Raw genomic sequence first — 19,159 nt, forward strand, 5'->3', positions numbered from 1 at the left:
TGCAGTTAGTTACGATTATCACCCAGCCACACCCAATAAAACCATAAATCCCATGATTTTGCCCCTATAAATTGCAGACAAAATAATAGAGACAATCGTTGATACCGGCCCACCCTACCCAATTTTATCACCGTGAATTGCTAGAGAAACCGGCCTCTATCAAAGACATTGATGATAGATATAGGCGAATATTTAAGCCTAGCTGCCACAGTTCTTAGCCCAGATGTAGAGGACTATGGTAAAAAAATCCCCTCGTTTATTCGGCAAATTGGCTTCTTAGAAAGAATTTGTTTTGCCACTATCCCTTTATCAACATAAAAAAGCCGGTCTCAAACCAGAAACCGGCTTTCCGTATAACTAAGCCGTAATGCTTCGTGTCACATCATCTTCCACAGACAAAACAAGATTTCCTCGCGTATAATTCGTCACCCCAGTACCCGCAGAAGATGTAAACCCTAAACCCGTCAAATTCGCCACCACCGTATCCCCAACATCACCAATAATACTTAAAGTTTTTGGACTAATACCAGACACCAAACTTTGCAGGGAAGCGAAATCTAAAGTCAGCGTATTATTATTACCAGTGCCGGTTAAATCAATAGCCTCAATTCCCGCAATTTTCGTTCGCAGAGTTGGCAAAGTCAAATCTAAATTCAACCCCGCCCCATTCACCATCAAAGTATCATTACCTAAACCGCCATCAATGGCGCGGAAATTAGCATTAGTTATCGTAATAACATCATTGCCGCTACCGCCATAAAGCAGCACATCTGTAAAATTACCATCACTCAGACTATCATTTCCTTGACCTCCAACCAACCCCTCAGAATTAACAACTGCCGTTAAAACTTCAGCAGCGGTTGTGCCTTCTTGCGTCACAGAAGCGCTAAAATTACCACCAAAAATTACATAAGACCGGCAATTAAAATTATTGCCACTAAACGCACCCACCGTGATATCTGCAAAACCATCACCATTCACATCACCCGCTGCTGAAACAGAAAAACCGGCCCGATCATAATTCACCTCGCGGTTAATAGCAAACCCGCCAATTCCTTGCGCCACCTCGCTTAAATTTACCGCCGTTCCCGCTGCTTTTCCAAACACAACATATGACCGGCCGGTGTACACTTGTTGCGTATCATTTGCATAATCAGCACCCACAATTAAATCATTTAAACCATCCCCATTCATATCCCCCGCTGAACTAACAGAAATTCCCGAATTAAAAACTCCTGTTTCCCCATTAATTACAAACCCACCATTACCCGCAGAAACATCGGCTAAATTAATCGCTGTGCCCGTTGATTTACCAAACACCAAATAACTCTTACCCGCGCCTGTTCCACCACCTCCTGGTGCCCCCACAATCACATCAGCAAAACCATCACCATTCACATCACCCACAGCACTTACCGAAGTACCAGCAAGACCAACAGATGCTTCCCCATTAATAGTAAAACCATTGCCGATTCCCGCCGTAACTTGCGTTAAATTAACAGTATTATTTGTGGTTCCACCAAACACCACATAGGACCGGCCCACACCATTTAGCGCTGCCGGTGCCCCCACAATAACATCAGCAAAACCATCACCATTCACATCACCCGCAGATGAGACAGAAGTGCCGGTTAAATTCAATTCAACCTCACTATTAATTGCAAAACCGGCAGTCCCCAAAGCACTTAAATTAATCTCAGTATTTGTTGTTTTTCCATAGACAACATAAGCACGTCCCTCATCATTTGAAATCCCATTATCTACCAAACTCGCACCCACAATTAAATCATCTAAACCATCACCATTCACATCGCCTGCATTACTTACAGAATTGCCTGACCTATCATTTGTCTGTTCCCCATTTAAAACAAAACCATTGCCTGTTTCCCCAGCAATATCCGCTAAAGAAACCGATGTACCATCCGTTTTACCAAATACAACAAAAGACTGCCCCTCATCTTGAGTATCAAAATCGGCACGACTAGCACCAACAATCAAATCAGCAAGTCCATCCCCATTCACATCACCGGCGCGGGAAACCGAATTACCTGAATAGTCATAGGTTGCTTTTCCATTAATTGCAAAACCACCATTTCCCGCAGCAATATTGCTTAAATCTAGCGCCCCTCCATCACTTTTTCCAAACACAACATAAGACCGGCCAGCATTTCCACCCCCACGATAAGCACCCACAATAACATCCCCAAAACCATCTCCATTCACATCACCAGCATCGCTGACAGAAAACCCCGCATAACTGGCATTTTCCCCATTCATTGCAAAACCACTTACCCCCGTAGGCAAGTTTGTTTGATCCGTAATTGTACTTAAATTAATTTGCGATACAACGCTTAAATTCACCGTAATTGTTCCCGCATCCGTGCCATTATTATTGCTAATTGTGTAATTAATAGCTGCCGGTGCTGTTAAACCAATATTCGGCCTAAAGATGATATTTGTTCCACTTAAAACAGCCGTTCCATCCGTACTTGAAACCGCTGTAACCGTCGGAGTTGTACCGCCATTTGCATTATCATTATTTAAAACTTGAGTGGCGGTGTCAATCGTTACGCCAGTTCGCAAGAAAACCGGATTTGTCACCGGAACAGTATCATCATTCGCAATCGGCGGATCAGGAACATCGCTTACATTTATTGTCACAGTTTTCGGCACAGATAGCTGTTGACTATCCGTTGAATTAACAGTCAGGTTATAGCTATAATTTGGCCCTAAACTTTCGTAATCAATTAAAGAACCTTGATCAACTTGTAACTGATTGCCAACAATTTTAAACCGGCCTCCCAGCGTATCAGCTAAACTGTAAGTATGCGTATCCCCCGTATCAATATCAACCGTAGTTAAATCACCGATAACCGTGCCGGTGGGGCTATTTTCTTCCACAGACAAAACTGATGAATTAATAGGCAATATATTAATATCCGTTGGTGCATCATTCACCGGCGCCACCGTTATAGAAACCGTTGCATCATTAACAGCATAAGCCGTGCCATCAAAAGCATTCCAGCTAAAACTTGTCGCCCCGTTGTAATTTAAATCTGGAGTAAAAGTAATATTCGCTAAATCAGCCGCAGCAATTTCCTGATTAGCAGTAATGGCTGTGCCATTTAATTTCACAGTACCATTCACCGGCAACGTAGAAATTTTAATTTTATTCAGCGGATCATTATCAGCATCACTATAACTCCCCGTAAAATCAGCCACCGTAAACGTAATATCCGCATCTTCATTTCCCGTTTTAGCAATATTCGTTAAAGCCGGTGCATCATTAACATTACCAACCGCCAAAGTAAATTCTTGAGTAGCAGTTCCACCCAAATTATCCGTTACTTGAACATTAATCAAAACATTTCCCACATCTGCATTAGTAGGAGTTCCAGAAAAGGTACGAGTTGCTGCATCAAAATTTAACCAACTTGGCAACAAATTTCCATCAGCCAAATTCGCCGTATAAGTTAAAGCATTACTATCAGGATCGGTAAAAGTATTTTCCGCCAATTGAAACGAAAAAGGCGTATCTTGCGTTGCCGTTTGATTTGTAATAGCCGTGCCTATGGGCGCCTCATTAACATTATTTACTGCAACTGTCAAGCTTTTATCAAACGTATTCCCAGCCGCATCCGTCACCTGAACAGTAATATTATGGCTTGAGTTTGTTTCAAAATCTAATAAACTGCCATTTGCCACTTGTAGCTGATTGCCGGCAATCGTAAACCGGCCATCCGCATTATCCAATAACGTAAAAGTTTGACTATCTCCCACATCTGGATCGGTTGCCGAAAGCGCACCTACTACAGTACCATTCGCACTATTTTCGTTAACAGTTGTAGTTGTCAAACTAATATCAGTTGGCGGATTACTAAAAGTCGCTTCATTGACATCATTGAGGGAAATCGTAAAATCTTTATCAAACGTATTTCCCGCCGCATCTGTCACTCGAATCTTAATATTTTGCGTGGCTGCCGTTTCAAAATCTAACAAACTTCCATTCGCTACTTTTAGCTGATTATTCTCAATAACAAACCGGCCCCCTGCATTATCAATTAACGCAAAAGTATGAGTGTCTGTCGCATCCGCATCCACCGCCGAAAAATCACCAATTAGAGCACCATTGGCGCTATTTTCATTTACTGCGCTTGCGCTTAAAACAATATCCGTCGGCGCACTACCGGCATTCGTTTCATTAACATCACTTAGGGAAATTGTCAAGTTTTTAGTAAATACATTTCCCGCCGAATCTTTAACCTGAATACTGATATCATATTTCGGCGTTGTTTCAAAATCTAACAAAGTTCCATTGGCAACTTTTAGCTGATTATCTTCTAGCACAAACCGGCCACCGGCATTATCCAACAAAGTGTAAGTATGCGTATCTCCGACATCAGGATCAATTGTTGAAAATGTACCGATTAAAGTGCCGATAGCAGAATTTTCGGCGATATTACTATTCGATAAAACAACATCTGCCGGTGTGCTATTACTCGGAGTTGGCGTTGGTTCAGGACTTGGACTTGGACTTGGATCTGGATTAGGACTTGGACTAGGATTAGGACTAGGATTAGGACTAGGATTAGGACTAGGATTAGGACTAGGATTAGGACTAGGATTAGGACTTGGACTTGGACTTGGGAAAAACCCACCACCACCACCACCCGAACTTGGAGGAGTTGGAGTGGGAGTTGCACTCGCAGCAACCCGAAAATCATTAATATTTAAACTAGCACTACTAACGCCGCGCAAAATTGCTAAATAGTGACCATTAATTGTTTCTTGAATAATTGTATGACCGGCCAGTTCATTTACTCCCTCAATAAATCTCAATTGGCTAAAAGTCAAACCGCCAATTAACTCAATAATATCCTGACCTTTTGTAAAATCGGTAATAAAATCTGCATCAGTTACAGCCACACCGCCGGTAGTCACACCCGCATTACGGATACCAATTACAACAGTGTCACTTCCTTCGCCCGTCGTAATATAATCAGTACCTAAATCACCCGCCAGTCGGTCATCCCCCCGATCTCCTGAAAGCACATCATTACCGACACCACCAGAAACAACATCCCCACCTTGTCCACCACTACAAGTATCGTTCCCCTCATTGCCAAAAATTAAATCATTACCAGCATTCCCGAAGATACCATCATCGCCGGTTCTGCCATAGAGTTGATCATTACCATCATTTAAAGCAATTGCCGGTTCATTTTGACCGCCCAAAATTGTATCATTACCGCGATCACCAAATAAAATATCCTCCCCCAAATCACCGGCAATCCAATCATCACCACTACCGCCATTCACAATATCATTATCAGCACCGGCACTTATCGTATCTTCACTTTCATTGCCATTAATAATATCATTGCCGCTATTTCCCCAAATATAATCACGTCCTGTCGAGTCGCTTTTGCCATCTTCACTGCATCCGCCCACCAGCGTATCATTGCCGACATCTCCGATCACCGTATCATTTCCTAATTCCCCAAACCCAACATCATCGCCGACGCCGCCTCGGACTAAATCATTACCTTGTCCACCCCGAACAATATCATTACCCTCTCCACCATCTACCACATCATCGCCAATATTGCCGGCGGCAAAATCATCACCCTGCATAGCATCTACAATATCATTTCCGTCCAAAGCCAGAATAATATCGTTTTCAATTGTTCCTTGAATTAAATCTTCTCCTAGTGATCCGTAAATTGTCGGCATAATTGTTTTTCCTGATAAAAAGTGAAAGTTTTGTTCTTAGCAACGGTAAATATACGGAAATTTCAAAAATCAACCCGCCTGGTAATATTATTGGTTGACTTTAAAGATTTACTCTCAGTCTATACTGAGAATAAAAGTCTTTCAACTTTCCGGAATTGTTCCCCAAATCCCCGAAAATGTTATCATTTTTGCTTAGGAAACTTTCCTGCCCCTTGATAAAATCGCTCAACCAAATTTTTCTCTATCTAAAGAATGATGTTTGCCGGTGCTGTTGAACTCCTTTGAAAAATTTTGCCACCCTAAAAAGCTGTTCCTCACCAACTCAGTTTAAAAGTTTCACTTTTTGACAACTACTTAAAATTAGAAATTTACCTCTAAAAAAAGGCATTTTCTCTTGCAATATTAAAGTTAAAAGTTAAATTACGGGCCGGTAGACTCATCTGGGGGGGCCGGTGGTAGAAGTTCTCGTTTAACCGCTTCTGTTAAGATGCGGCGCATCCATCCACTTGCTTGAGGATGCCCTTTAATAGCCCTATAAATTTCCTCTGAAACGCGAACGCTGACTCGATAATCCAAAGGCGCATTGTCTTCGCTTCCCTGACGTTTAAATTGCGTTTCAACGAATTCTTTTGTAATTTTTGGGTTAGGATTCGACATTTGGCAAGAGTAATTGTTGTGCGTGTGTATTTCTATTATATCGCTGAATAACCGCAAAAAATTTTCAAAGAATAACTTGACATTCCTTGTCCGACAGGGTATGATAAAAAAAACACTGAGCAGTGAGCGCCACGTTTTGCAAAACTAACACCCACTGCCCTAACAAACACAAAAGTAAATTAATTATGGCATATTCAATTCTGTACAACTACAGCCGCTTTATATCTTCAAAGCCTTACACCAGCACGATGCAAACACAAACGCCCGCGATTTAAGTGATGACACCGGCTTATCTGCATAAAATCAATTAGGATGCGCTAGTTTCATCTGTGGGTGCCGGTATCAGTTCCCGTCTAGCAGCTTCTGTTAACACGCGACGCATCCATGCTGTTCCTTTGGGATGCTGTTTAATTGCATGGTAAACATCGTTAGGTACTTTCACACTCAACGACTTTGGACATAAAGGTTCACCACCTCCTTCCTGACGCTCAAATTGCTTCTCTAAAAATCCAGGCGTAATTTTTGGGGACGGATTAGGCATTGCTTTACACTTAAAATTTTGTCTCAATTTTAGTCTTAATTATAGCCTGAATTCAGGTAAAAATTTTTGACAAATCTCTTGACTTATCCTTGAATACAGGGTTAGAATAAAAACATAAACAAAGCAGTCACCAAAGTTTAAAACCGTAGTGTACTGCTTTGACCAAAAATAAAACATAAGTAAAATTATGACACATTCAAGCCAACAAGACTACAGCCGTGAATATCTTCAAAGCCTAACACCGGCCACCTGTAAACAAATCGCTCGCAGTATGGGTTTAAAACCCCGCTACCACAAACGCCGTGTAGTAGCTCAAATCCTTAACCAGCAAGTATTTCAAAGAGTTGAAAGAGAAACTCGTCAACTACTCAAAGCAAACGACCTAGAAACAATTATTGAAAACCGCTGGATCACCATCCAAACCAGAGACGGACGCACGATCAGCACAAGCCCTTATTGGGGAAAAATAGGCTATGACGTCTGTAAATGGCTAGAAGGAGAAAACGACCTGCGCCGGCCCATCTTAGAACCAACCCCAACCCCACAACCCACACAAACCCGACAAATTAAGCTGCAAAACGGCGTAATTGAGAGTGGAAAAATTGGCTGGTATGTACCAAATGCAGCCGGTTTAATTCAATCGCTACAAAATCCTGACTGGGAACTCATCGAAATTCGCGTCACCACCGGCACTCGAAAAGTGTACCATCGCGGCCACCACATTTTAACAGAACCGACCTATAGAGCTTTCGCCATCTATCAAAGCAAAACCCAACGAAGAAAAGACGGCAAACCCCGCCGGTGGGCCAAACGCATCTCTATGAAAACCTGGGAGATGTTTGAAATTCTTACCCCCCAAAACATTCTCCCCCTGTCAGAGAAAACGTTAAACTTAGCAAACGAAAAAGTCCTCTGGCAAAAAACCAATTTCACAGAACCGGCCACTTTAAAAGAGTTAACCATGATTGGGGCCGGTGATGAAACAGAAAATTATCAACTTTATTTTTGAACTTATGCAAAAACAAAAAAACCGGGATAAACCGGCTTTTCATAAGAGTATCCCTGTCTGTTGGTTTTGGTTTATTTAGCCACTGTTACTACTCCCAAAACACTTTGAGACTCCGCTTTAGGTAACTGCGGCGCAGTCAAACCAGAGAAAAGAGTTTCATGTTGTTGAGCAAATTGGGGGAAAACATTACGCACTTCAGCAGCAACCGCCACCGTTGTTGCATCATAGGTTTGCGTCGCTAATTTTGGATATAAACCAATCCCAATAATCGGCAAAAGCAAACAAGCCGTAATAAAAATTTCGCGAGGTTTTGCGTCAGCAAACATTAAAGATTTTGCATCAGCCAACTTTAAGGAACTCGCGTCAGCAAACATTGAAATCTCAGCGAGTTCTTTATTTTGCGTTCCGTAAAACACTTGACGCAACATCGACAATAAATAAACCGGAGTCAGAATTAAACCAACCGCTGCGAGAAAGATAGTAACGGTTTTAAAAGGAGTGCTGTAGAGGTCACTATTTGCTAATCCCAAAAACACAGTAATCTCACCCACAAAACCACTCATACCAGGTAAAGCCAGCGAAGCCATTGAACCAACCGTAAACAAGGCAAAGGTTTTAGGCATTACTTTAGCTAAACCACCCATCTGATCCATTGCCAGAGTGTGAGTACGTTCGTAGGTGACACCAGACAGGTAGAATAAAGCGGCGGCGATTAAACCGTGAGAAACCATTTGCAAAACGGCACCGTTGAGGCCGAGTTCGTTAAAGCAGCCAATGCCAATTAAGACAAAACCCATGTGGGAAATAGAAGAACAAGCAAGCCGGCGTTTCAGGTTAGTTTGACCAAAGGCAGTTAAGGCACCGTACACGATATTTACCACACCGAGAACTACCAACACCGGCGCAAAGTGTAAATGTGCTTCCGGTAGCATTTGAACGTTCAGGCGGATCAGCGCATAACCACCCATTTTCAGCAAAACACCGGCCAAAATCATCGAAACCGGCGCGGAGGCTTCACCATGTGCATCTGGTAGCCAGGTATGCAGAGGGAAGATGGGAAGTTTGACACCAAAGGCGATCAACAAACCGGCATAGGCGAGAAGTTCAAAAGCGATAGGGAATTGTTTTTGAGCAATTTCTGCCATGTCGAAGGTGATGCTGTTGCCATAAAAGGCCATTGCTAAACCGGCCACCAAAATAAAGATCGAACCCAATGCTGTGTAGAGGATAAATTTCGTAGCGGCGTAGCGGCGTTTTGCGCCTCCCCAAATGGAAATCAACAGGTACACCGGCACAAGTTCCAGTTCCCAAATAAGGAAGAATAACAGCAAGTCTTTTGCTACAAATACTCCTATTTGGGCGCTATACATTGCCAGCATTAAAAAGTAAAAGAGTTTGGGTTTGTGTTTGACTTTCCAACCGGCATAAATGGCGAGGGTAGTGACGAGGCCGGTGAGGACGATCAAGGGCATGGAAAGGCCATCAACAGCCACCGACCAGTTTAAGCCTAGTTGGGGCACCCAGCTATAGGTTTCTGCGAGTTGAAAGCCTGGGTTTGTTGTGTCGTAGTGGTTCCAAAAGGCATAAATGCTGAGGGCGAGGTCTGCTATACCGGCACCCAGGGCAAACCAGCGAACGGTTTTGCCTTCTTTATCTGGCAAGGCGGGGATAGCAAAGGCAGCAACTAAGGGAAGGAGAATAATAGCGGTTAACCAGGGAAATGTTATTGATTCCATAACTAAGGATAAATACTTATTGCCTTACACGACTATTGTATTAAGTTTCGTAAACTTTTGAAAAGATCAGAAATGTAGAAAATTTGTATGGCGGTGATAGAGAAAGATTGATTGTTATTTTTTTTCGGGTTTTTAAGTTTACAAATATAACCTTTCAAAGCTTAATTATTTCAAGATAATTGGCGTTTTAATAATCCCATAAATAAAGTGAATTTGTTTTGTCGGGCCGGTGTTGTCTGTGCCGGTTTGCTTTAGTTATGCTTTTTTTGAAACCTTGTTAAGCCTTGCTGGGAAAGAGTTTGAAGAGATTGTAAAGTTTGACAATTGAAAATATATAGTTTTTTGAAGAGATTTTTGGCAGGGGGTTGGAAGTGTTCTTTAGAGAAAGATGGGGAGTTTGACGACTGAAGAAAATGTCAATAGGTAAATTTCCCCAAAATTATGAGAAATGACTCTTAAAATAAGGGCTGTTTTTCAGGTTTTTTTAACGGTTTCTTCAATACCATAATTGCTTTATTTAAACGGACTTAATATTACGTTACATAGGTTTAAGTGAGTTTTCATAATAATACAAGCATCGAGTTTTGTCTAAATAACGGTTAATCAGTTCTCGAAATGTTGCTGGTGAGGGCCGCATTTTTTCGGGTAGTTATCGTTCATGCGAACTGAGCTATAAAAGTCATGGGAAATTTGGGCCGGCATTTAAAGCAGATGTCGGCCCCCTGCTAGAAGGCTTTGCAAAACTTCACAAAACTATGTAGTTTTTTTTTCTGTCTGTCAAGTTCAGCGTTAAAAATGCCGGTTTTTAAGCTGAGAGAGTGGCACCGGCCCCATCAAGTTGTAGGATGTGGACATCTGGTGTAATGTCGCATTGTTTCCAAGCTTCTGTCATGGCTTGTTTGACGGCGTTTGCTTGGGTGTGGGGAGATAATGCTAGAAGAGTTGGGCCGGCGCCACTAATTGTCATACCGTAGGCACCGGCCTCGACTGCGGCGCGACTGACGGTTTCGTAACCAGGAATTAAGGCTTGGCGGTAGGGTTGATGAATTTTATCTTGTAAAGCGACGCGCAACCAGTCAGGGGTGCCGGTTTCGAGGGCGCGAATTAATAAGCCTAAATGAGAGATATTAAATATAGAGTCGGCGCGGCTATATTCGGTGGGTAAAACGCGGCGCGCTTCTGAGGTGGAGAGTTCAAAATTAGGGATAGCGACAACCGGCACAATATCAGAATGCCAGGAAATTTCGCAAATTTGCCAGTTTTGGGGGTTGGAGGTGTCGCAAGCAGCCAACCGGCAGCCACCTAAAAGGGCCGGTACGACGTTATCGGGGTGCCCTTCCATTGAAATTGCTAATTGCATAATTTGAGTTTGAGTCAGGGGGGCGCCGGCTAAAGCATTTGCCCCAACCAAACCAGCGACAATAGCAGTAGCGGAACTACCTAAACCACGCGCTAGGGGGACGCCGAGGTTAATTTCAATTGAAAGCGAGGGAGGGGTTTGTTGGATATGGTGATAAAACTTAAGAAAGGCTTGGTAAACAAGATTTGTGGAGTCCGTACTAACGCGATCTGCTTCTAATCCTTTGACATATATTTGTAGAATGGGTTGATTTTCTGCGGTTTTGTTGGCATCAACGCGGGTAAATTTAAACTCGTTATATATGGATAAGGCTGCACCTATGCAGTCAAAACCTGGCCCTAAGTTGGCGGTGGTGGCGGGGACGGTGACAGTTGCAGCAGAAATAGAAGACATAAGAAAATAGTAATTAAGGCCAATTTTATATAATAAGCGGAGAGGGAACCTTTGAGAAGTGTTGAATTTTTAAATTGATGGCGAATTCAACAATGGTAATTTTTCTCTCAGGGGCTTTTCAGATTTATTACCAGGCAAAAATGTTGAAGGTTTACGAATTAGCTTAAAATGCCTTGTTCGGTGAGATAATTATTTTTCCATTGCGTTTCTGTTTCGGAAAGTGCCGGCACCGGCTCGTTTTTATAATCGATAGTATAATCGTAGCCGGCGCGCTCATAAATTTGATTTAATAATGTTTGTAAATCTACGATGGGTTCTGTGTCGCCTTTTTGCAGCGGGAGGGCAAATTGGGGAATAGGATTTTGGAGATTAAATAGTAGTAAATCTGCTGTAGGCCGGTGATTTCCTCGACAGATTAAAATGCGATAATGGGAGGTTTCTTCGGGGTTGTCTAAAACAGGCATAGGTTCGCCGTCACGCAGCAAATCAATTTCTACGAGATGAGTGAGAGTTCCTAAAATTCTTTGGCGTTTATTTTCGTATTTTTCTCGACCAATACCGGGGCGTTTATTGGTGGGGGAAAGTAGTTCAATAACGGTAATTACTTTGCCAGAAGCAATTTCGCGGATTTCTAAATAAGCTTCTTTCATTTCTTCTGGCACCGGCACATTAACTTTAACAGATTTGACGGGGGGTGCCGCAATAGCCACATTGCCGGTGTTTTTCGGACTTGGGGCCGGTGTGCGTGTTACTGTGACATCAGGTATAGCCACTAAAAGGTCTTTGTCGGGCCCAATTTCATAAACTCGCGTTTCAATATCCACGCTATACTTAGGGCGTAAATGCGGCATTAAAGCATCAGCAATGGCAATCATCAAACGGTTATGGACAGCAGGCCATTTTTGAGGATTTTCTAAATAGGGGTTCATTCCGGGGAAGGGCGAAGGCATAAAAATTACTCCCTAATTTTTTCTGGCATTATAGCACAAAATTATCTCAATTTTCATTCACCTTGAGCGTAATCTAAAACTTTTTGCCACCCCCAAGATTCAGCAGTTGAAAGTCTTAAAGTTCTGCCATTCATAAATAGAATATAATCTGCACCTCTGGGATTTTCTACCACATCAGCAACCAAAGAATTACGCCACTCACTACCCCAATAAAACTCGCAATCATCCCACCATTTTTGACAAGCAGTTTTAAAACGTTGGTCGAGTAACCATTCTGGTTGCCATTCATAAGGTTTCCATTTTTCAGACAAAGCTTGAATTAAAAAAGCAGTGGGATATTCGACGTTTTCCTTTTTATGTTTCCAGTAAGCAATAGTTGCTTTAAACGCATCTTCCATCCCCTCATGGCAAGATTCCAGCGCCTCTTGCACATCTTCACGAGAAAAATTTACGCCGATATAAATTAAGGCATTTTTGTAAATTTGGAAAATTTCAAGTTGATAATCTTCTAAATTCATAAAACCCCCAGTGGGGCGGGCCTCTGGCCCGCCAAATTGTTAAAAATGCCGGCCAATTTATTAAAAATTGCCGTAATTGGTATTAGCGTTTTTCACCCGTTCCATAACCTCAGAAACCGCTAACAAACCCAACTCCCCAGAAGCACGAGTACGAATATTCAAAGAATTAGATTCAACCTCTTTCGCACCCACAACTGCCATCACAGGTATTTTCTCTTTTTCGGCATTCCGAATTAATTTACCCAAACGTTCATTACTGCTATCTGCTACTGCACGAATTCCCTGCAATTGCATTTGACTAGCAACAGTCTTTGCAAAGGGTAAAAACTCATCAGAAACCGGCAATAAACGCACCTGTTCTGGCGCCAACCACAGCGGAAAATCCCCTGCATACTCCTCAATTAAAATCCCGATTAACCGTTCCAAAGAACCAAAAGGCGCACGGTGAATCATAACAGGACGTTTGCGAATTCCATCCTCGGCAACATATTCTAACTCAAAGCGTTCTGGCAAATTATAATCTACCTGAACGGTTCCCAATTGCCACTCCCGATCAAGGGCATCTTGGAAAATGAAATCAAGTTTTGGCCCGTAAAAAGCCGCTTCACCAATGCCCTCAAAATAATTCATTCCCAAAGTTTCTACCGCTTTGCGAATTGCATTTTCTGCCTGATTCCAATATTCATCAGAACCAATATATTTATCAGAATTAGGATCGCGGAAACTCAGCCTTGCTTTAAAGTTTTTCAGTTGCAAACTTCCAAACACAGACAAAATTAAATCGACAACTTTGAGGAATTCATCATCAAGCTGATCTGGGGTAACAAACAAGTGAGAATCATCAACCGTAAAGCCACGAACACGAGTTAAACCTCCCAATTCTCCTGATTGTTCGTAACGGTAAACGGTGCCAAATTCTGCAAGACGCATCGGCAATTCCCGATAGGAACGCAACTCGCTTTTATAAATTTGGATATGGAAAGGGCAGTTCATTGGTTTAAGCACAAAACCTTGCTCAATGTTTTTTGCTTCCTCATCTTCTGCCATCATCGGAAACATATCTTCTTTGTATTTTTGCCAGTGTCCAGAAGTTTTGAATAAATCAACTCTGGCAATGTGGGGAGTTACAACCGGCAAATATCCCCGTTTTAGCTGTTCTTGTTTGAGAAAATCCTCTAAAATTGAGCGCAAAAGCGTTCCTTTTGGTGTCCACAAAGGCAAACCAGGGCCAACTAAATCTGAGAAAATAAATAGCCCTAATTCTTTGCCTAATTTGCGGTGATCGCGTTTGAGTGCTTCTTCTTTGCGGCGTTTGTATTCTTCGAGTTGTTCGGGGTTTTCCCAAGCGGTACCATAAATGCGCTGAAGTTGTTGTTTGTTGGAGTCTCCGCGCCAATAAGCACCGGCCACACTTTCAATTTCAATGGCTTTGGCGTTAATTTCGCCGGTGTTTTCAACGTGAGGGCCGGCGCATAAATCCCACCATTCCTCACCTAAATGATAAAGGGTAATTGGCTCTTGTTTGATGTCTGCCAGAATTTCCAGTTTGTAGGTTTCATTGATTTTTTTTATCCGTTCTTCTGCTTCTTCGCGGGAAACTTCTTCACGGATCACCGGCAGTTTACGATTGATGATTTTAATCATCTCTTTTTTGATTGCTTTGAGATCCTTTTCGCTGAAAGGTTCGGGACTATCAAAATCGTAATAAAAGCCGTTATCTATCGCGGGGCCAATTGTTACTTGCGCCTTGGGAAACAGCTTTTGCACTGCCATCGCCATAATGTGGGATGCGGTGTGACGAATTTTGTGGAGTTGTTCCGACTCGCCGGTGCGCGGTAAGTGGATTTTTTGCGGTTGTTCAGAGACGGATGAGCTAGGCATTGGCTGTTGAACCATTGGCGGTTAACCTTTCAAACAATATTGATTTGTTTTGGATTCTTCTATTTTAAGCTGTCGTGTATTTAACTTTTTTAAAGAGGTGTCTGCTGTGGCTGTCTCTATCAGATATCAATTTGAGGTTACTAACGCATATTTAGGCAATTTTGTCAATGCTTAAAACGATTTATTTTTAGCCGGCTTGGTGGTATTCCTCACGCCGGTGGAGATGTTAAGAAATTTAGAAATAAATGTTAATTTTTGTAAAGTGCGTTAAGATTAAAATGAGGTTATAAACTGATCTTTAATTTATGCTGAATCCGAATCTGCCTGAACCAGACTTGCTGAAAACCTTATTAGAACCGCTGTTAGACGATTTCGTTTACTGGTTTGATCGTTCGCGGGTGCTCCTAGAAACTGAGGAGATTGCCTTTTTAGGAACGGAGGGCCAAGCTGACCTACTGGGGCGGGTGATGCAGGCTCTGAGTGAAGTTAAAACGGCAAAAACACTTTTAAAGCTTACAAATAATCAAGTAGGGGTAGAAATGGATGTGTTGATGCCTTGGCATAAGCTACTCAATGAATGCTGGCAAGTCTCTATGCGAAATCGTATCGACAAGTCCCAGAAACGAGAATAACCAGGATAGGTTGAGAAAAGGTCTCTGGAGACTCTACATTATAGATCTAAGGATGGTTGCTTTCCTGTTTCCATTGAAGCGATAATAAGGGACTACGTTTAAAAATTTTTGTTGTAATTTGCAGATAAGCTGTTGAGTTAGGAGGAAAATTCCGATGTTACATTTACTTTACATTTTAGCATTTACGACGCTGGCAATTGTGGCGGTGACTAATTTAATCCGCAGTTTGATTACCTTGAGTGCAGACTCGCAGCGGTCGTTTTCCCAAATGCCGGTTTCTAATGGAGGCCGGTTTAGAGGAGTACCCCATCCAGAATTGTTAGATGAGGCCGGTAATTTTGTCAATGAGCCGCTTTTAGTGATGAAGTCGATGACGGTGGAGGATGCGCGTGAACAGTTGGATGCGCTTTATAAGTCTTCACCGGGGGCGACAAATGAGGTGCGAGACGAAGAGTAAAGGATAAATTTTAGAGTAATTTTAGGGTGGGGGTTATTGAGAGATAACCCCTAATTTTTTTGGGTTTTTTTAAGAGGAAATCTCAACTTTAGATTAGCAATACCAAATCCAGTACAGACGTTCCAGCGTACAGACGTTCCAGCGGAACGTCTCTACCAACATCTGCGTTTATCTGCTATAGGATGCGGTTAAAAAAAACGTCCATGCACAAATTTAAAAAAATTTCCCCCTTCCTAAAACAGGAGGGGGGAACTTTAACTTAACCGGCCTTAACTAACTCTGACTCTTCCAGCACCGGCACTCCCGCCACAGCCACCAAGCGAGCCAGCAATTCATCCCAGAAGATACCCTCCAAATTGGGTAAAATCACATGAGCTTGGCCGATACGGGAAGCCGGCCCTAAACCAACGGCCCACATACCAGCCGCCAGCGCCGCTTCTACTCCCGCCGCCGCATCTTCCACCACAGCGCAGTCCTTGGCAGACAATCCCAACAAATCCGCTGCGTGTAAAAATAAATCCGGTGCCGGTTTAGAATGCACCACACTGTAGCCATCGGCAACTGCATCAAACTTATCGGCAATTCCCAACGCAGCAATTACATCGCGGGCATTCTTACTCGCTGAACCCAGGGCAACTTTCACACCATAAGAGTGCAACTCATCCAACAATTCACCGGCCCCAGGTAACAAATCTGCCGGCGAAATATCCTTAATAAACTCGACATAATAAGCATTCTTGCGATCCATCATCGCTTGAAACTGCTCATCACTCACCTTGCGGTCGCCCAAAATATACCGCAACGAATCGCCCCGCGACACACCGCGTAACTGCTCATTTGTTGCTTCATCAAAAGGAATACCCTCTTCATCCGCCAACTGCTTCCAAGCTAAATAATGATATTTAGCCGTATCCGTAATCACCCCATCCAAGTCAAAAATCACACCTTGGATGAAATTTTTAGTCCGGGGATGAACGAGAAAATGCGACTGTGTGCGTTGGTGTGCTTTCAAATCAAACTCGTAACACCGGCCTTGCCAATTCAGCTTAAACTGTAACCGCGTCCAATGCGGCGGTAAATTCGGATTAGCCACCGGCCCTGCATCGGTTAAAACAACACCGGCAAACCCAAACACCACCGCCTGCCAAACACCCCCAGCACTCGCCGAGTGGATGCCTTCACCGGCATTGCGTCGCACATCTTCCACATCCACCAACGCCGCCCGCATAAAATGCTCATAAGCAGAAGCCGGTTCTAAACTACAAGCCAAAATGGCATGAATGGCAGGAGAAAGCGACGAGCCAAATGTATGATCAGTACGAGGATTATAGTAATCCCAATTTGCCTCAACAACACTGCGCTCAAACCGCTCACGCAGCAAATACATCAACATCAAAACATCGGCTTGTTTAAGCGTTTGCGTTGCCGCAGCACCTTCTATGCCTAAAAGTGCTTGCACCGACTTAGTGCGCGGTTCCATTGCAGCCAAGTCGATATCTTCAAGCTTAAAGAAACCTTCGTGCTGCTCAATCAGGCCGGTTTGGGGGTTATATGAAACCCACATCCGGTCAATAATATCTTGCCAACGAGCGAGCCGGTGGGAATTAAGATCAAGCCGATCATTTAACTCAGCCGCTTTTTCGGGATCGTGTTGTTTTAACCAGTCAAGCACAGAAAGCGCTTTTTCTAAATGCCACTGCACCATCCGGTTAGTAAAAGCATTGTTGTCTACGCGGTCGTGGTATTCATCCGGGCCGATGACGTCGGTTATTTGATAGCGTACACCATCACTGCTGTGGCGTTCTTCAACTCGGCTACCCCAAAAAACGGCAGTATCGAGGAGAATTTCTGCACCATAATTGCACATCCATTGATTATCGCCGGTAATTTGCCAATAATGCCAAAGTGCATAAGCCACATCAGAGGTAATGTGTAATTCAATATCACCACACCAAATGCGGATTAATTCTTTACCCGCCGGCCCCGGCACCCAACGAGGCGTAACTTCATCGCCTGTATCCGCGCTTTCCCAGGCAAACATGGCTCCTTCAAAACCGCTTTCTTGAGCTTTGCGACGCGCACCGGCCAGGGTGTGATAACGGTAGGTTAATAAATTGCGAGCGATCTGCGGTTGGGTATAAGTTAAAAACGGCACAACAAAGATTTCTGTATCCCAGAAATTATGCCCTTTATATGCAAAACCCGATAAAGTTTTGGCGGGAATGCCTACACGGTCATCGTGACGGGGTGCGGCTGCCAAGAGTTGAAATAACCCATGACGGACGGCTTGCTGGGCTTTGAGGTCGCCTTCAATCACGATATCGCTGTTTTCCCAGAGGTGCTGCAAGGCTACTTCGTGGGTGTGCTGTACGGTATGCCAGTCAGGCAGACTTGCGAGTTTTTCTTTGGCAGCTTGGAGGGGATCAGGAGTTTCTCGCGTGGTATATAGAGTTACAAATTTTTCAACTGTGATTTTTTGGCCTGGACGGGCGATAACAGCGGCCATTAAAGTTGGATAACCAGGGGTGCCGGTGGTTTGAGTCGGCAAAATTTCGCCTTCATAAATTACATTTAACTTAACAGCCATTGCCAAGTCAATATGAGAAGAACGGGTGCGACTTTTTAACCAAGTTGTGTTTTCTGCTTCGCCTTGTTCAAGAAACTCCCAATGACGCATTCCTTGGTTATCGGAATAGCCATTAATACCGGCTTGAATATCAAGCGAACCCTCAAAATCAACGGGTGTTATTTGACAACGCAACGCCAGCAGATGATCATCTGCCATACTCGCAAAACGTTCAAAGTAAAAATCGAGAGTATGACCTTTGGGACTGCGCCAGCGCACATCACGGCTGAGGACACCCCGCCGCATATCTAAACAGCGCCGGTAGCTGAGAATTTCGCCAGTATTTAGGGAAAAATATTCGCCTTTGATGCGGATAACTAAAGGCAGCCAATCGGGGCAATTAACTAACTCTGTATGGCAGATAGGAATGGCATCATAAACGCCATTGATCAGGGTAGCCGGCATTGCCCCTGGATACCCTTCTTCAAAACTGCCGCGTGTTCCTAAATACCCGTTGCCAATAGTAAAGACTGTTTCTTTGCTGTGGAGTTGGCGGGGGCAGAATTCAGTTTCAACAATTGACCAGCCGGATGATTGCATGATGTGTGTCACTGTACGATTTATAAAAAATAGGGGTTGGATGTAGTTTCGCCTGATAACTGTTAGCGGCCCTTGGGGCGAAGAACAGGAAAATTTAAAATCTTTTTTAGCATCTTCCTTTAGGTA

General features: G+C 43.2%; 12 protein-coding genes. 3 read left to right on the forward strand and 9 right to left on the reverse strand.

Going from position 1 to position 19,159, the window contains the following annotated elements:
• Positions 1 to 357 precede the first annotated feature (357 nt).
• From NG798_RS07195 to NG798_RS07205, 3 genes are all read right to left on the reverse strand, one after another.
• Entirely contained in the window at positions 358 to 5,733 is a 5,376-nt protein-coding gene (locus NG798_RS07195) for a cadherin domain-containing protein (protein ID WP_261221452.1), read from the reverse strand.
• Between the two features lie 420 nt (positions 5,734 to 6,153).
• Positions 6,154 to 6,390, reverse strand: a complete 237-nt coding sequence (locus tag NG798_RS07200; protein ID WP_261221454.1) for a hypothetical protein — start codon at positions 6,388 to 6,390, stop codon at positions 6,154 to 6,156.
• Positions 6,391 to 6,697: 307 nt separating this feature from the next.
• Positions 6,698 to 6,931: a hypothetical protein gene (locus NG798_RS07205; RefSeq protein ID WP_261221456.1), complete on the reverse strand. Its 234-nt coding sequence runs from the start codon at positions 6,929 to 6,931 to the stop codon at positions 6,698 to 6,700.
• Between the two features lie 187 nt (positions 6,932 to 7,118).
• On the opposite strand from NG798_RS07205, the gene NG798_RS07210 reads away from it, so the two are divergent.
• On the forward strand, positions 7,119 to 7,940 hold the full coding sequence (locus tag NG798_RS07210; RefSeq protein ID WP_261221458.1) for a hypothetical protein: 822 nt from the start codon (positions 7,119 to 7,121) through the stop codon (positions 7,938 to 7,940).
• 71 nt (positions 7,941 to 8,011) lie between these two features.
• On the opposite strand, the gene NG798_RS07215 is transcribed toward NG798_RS07210, so the two are convergent.
• The 5 genes from NG798_RS07215 to thrS all read right to left on the reverse strand — a co-directional run bounded on the left by NG798_RS07215 (position 8,012) and on the right by thrS (position 14,793).
• Positions 8,012 to 9,676 carry an NAD(P)H-quinone oxidoreductase subunit 4 gene (locus NG798_RS07215; protein WP_261221460.1) on the reverse strand — a complete coding sequence of 555 codons (1,665 nt, stop codon included), beginning with the start codon at positions 9,674 to 9,676 and terminating at the stop codon, positions 8,012 to 8,014.
• Positions 9,677 to 10,481: 805 nt separating this feature from the next.
• Entirely contained in the window at positions 10,482 to 11,429 is a 948-nt protein-coding gene (thrB, locus tag NG798_RS07220; RefSeq protein ID WP_261221462.1) for a homoserine kinase, read from the reverse strand.
• Between the two features lie 158 nt (positions 11,430 to 11,587).
• Positions 11,588 to 12,379, reverse strand: coding sequence for a DUF4058 family protein (locus NG798_RS07225; RefSeq protein ID WP_261221464.1), 792 nt, complete (start codon positions 12,377 to 12,379; stop codon positions 11,588 to 11,590).
• Between the two features lie 53 nt (positions 12,380 to 12,432).
• Positions 12,433 to 12,897, reverse strand: a complete 465-nt coding sequence (locus NG798_RS07230) for a hypothetical protein (RefSeq protein WP_261221465.1) — start codon at positions 12,895 to 12,897, stop codon at positions 12,433 to 12,435.
• 60 nt (positions 12,898 to 12,957) lie between these two features.
• Positions 12,958 to 14,793 (reverse strand): threonine--tRNA ligase, encoded by a 1,836-nt coding sequence (gene thrS, locus NG798_RS07235; protein ID WP_261221467.1) that lies wholly within the window; start codon positions 14,791 to 14,793, stop codon positions 12,958 to 12,960.
• A gap of 290 nt (positions 14,794 to 15,083) precedes the next feature.
• Between thrS and NG798_RS07240 the strand changes: the two genes are divergently transcribed.
• Together NG798_RS07240 and NG798_RS07245 are read left to right on the forward strand one after the other, a co-directional pair.
• The gene (locus NG798_RS07240; protein WP_261221468.1) at positions 15,084 to 15,410 is read left to right on the forward strand and encodes a DUF2605 domain-containing protein; all 327 of its coding nucleotides are present in this window, start codon (positions 15,084 to 15,086) and stop codon (positions 15,408 to 15,410) included.
• A gap of 154 nt (positions 15,411 to 15,564) precedes the next feature.
• Positions 15,565 to 15,867 carry a DUF2973 domain-containing protein gene (locus NG798_RS07245; RefSeq protein WP_261221470.1) on the forward strand — a complete coding sequence of 101 codons (303 nt, stop codon included), beginning with the start codon at positions 15,565 to 15,567 and terminating at the stop codon, positions 15,865 to 15,867.
• Positions 15,868 to 16,126: 259 nt separating this feature from the next.
• On the opposite strand, the gene pgmB is transcribed toward NG798_RS07245, so the two are convergent.
• Complete coding sequence (gene pgmB / locus NG798_RS07250; protein ID WP_261221471.1) at positions 16,127 to 19,033, reverse strand: beta-phosphoglucomutase; 2,907 nt, start codon at positions 19,031 to 19,033, stop codon at positions 16,127 to 16,129.
• Positions 19,034 to 19,159 lie beyond the last annotated feature (126 nt).

Origin of the sequence: Ancylothrix sp. D3o (assembly GCF_025370775.1) — a bacterium.
Taxonomy (GTDB): Bacteria; Cyanobacteriota; Cyanobacteriia; order Cyanobacteriales; family Oscillatoriaceae; genus Ancylothrix.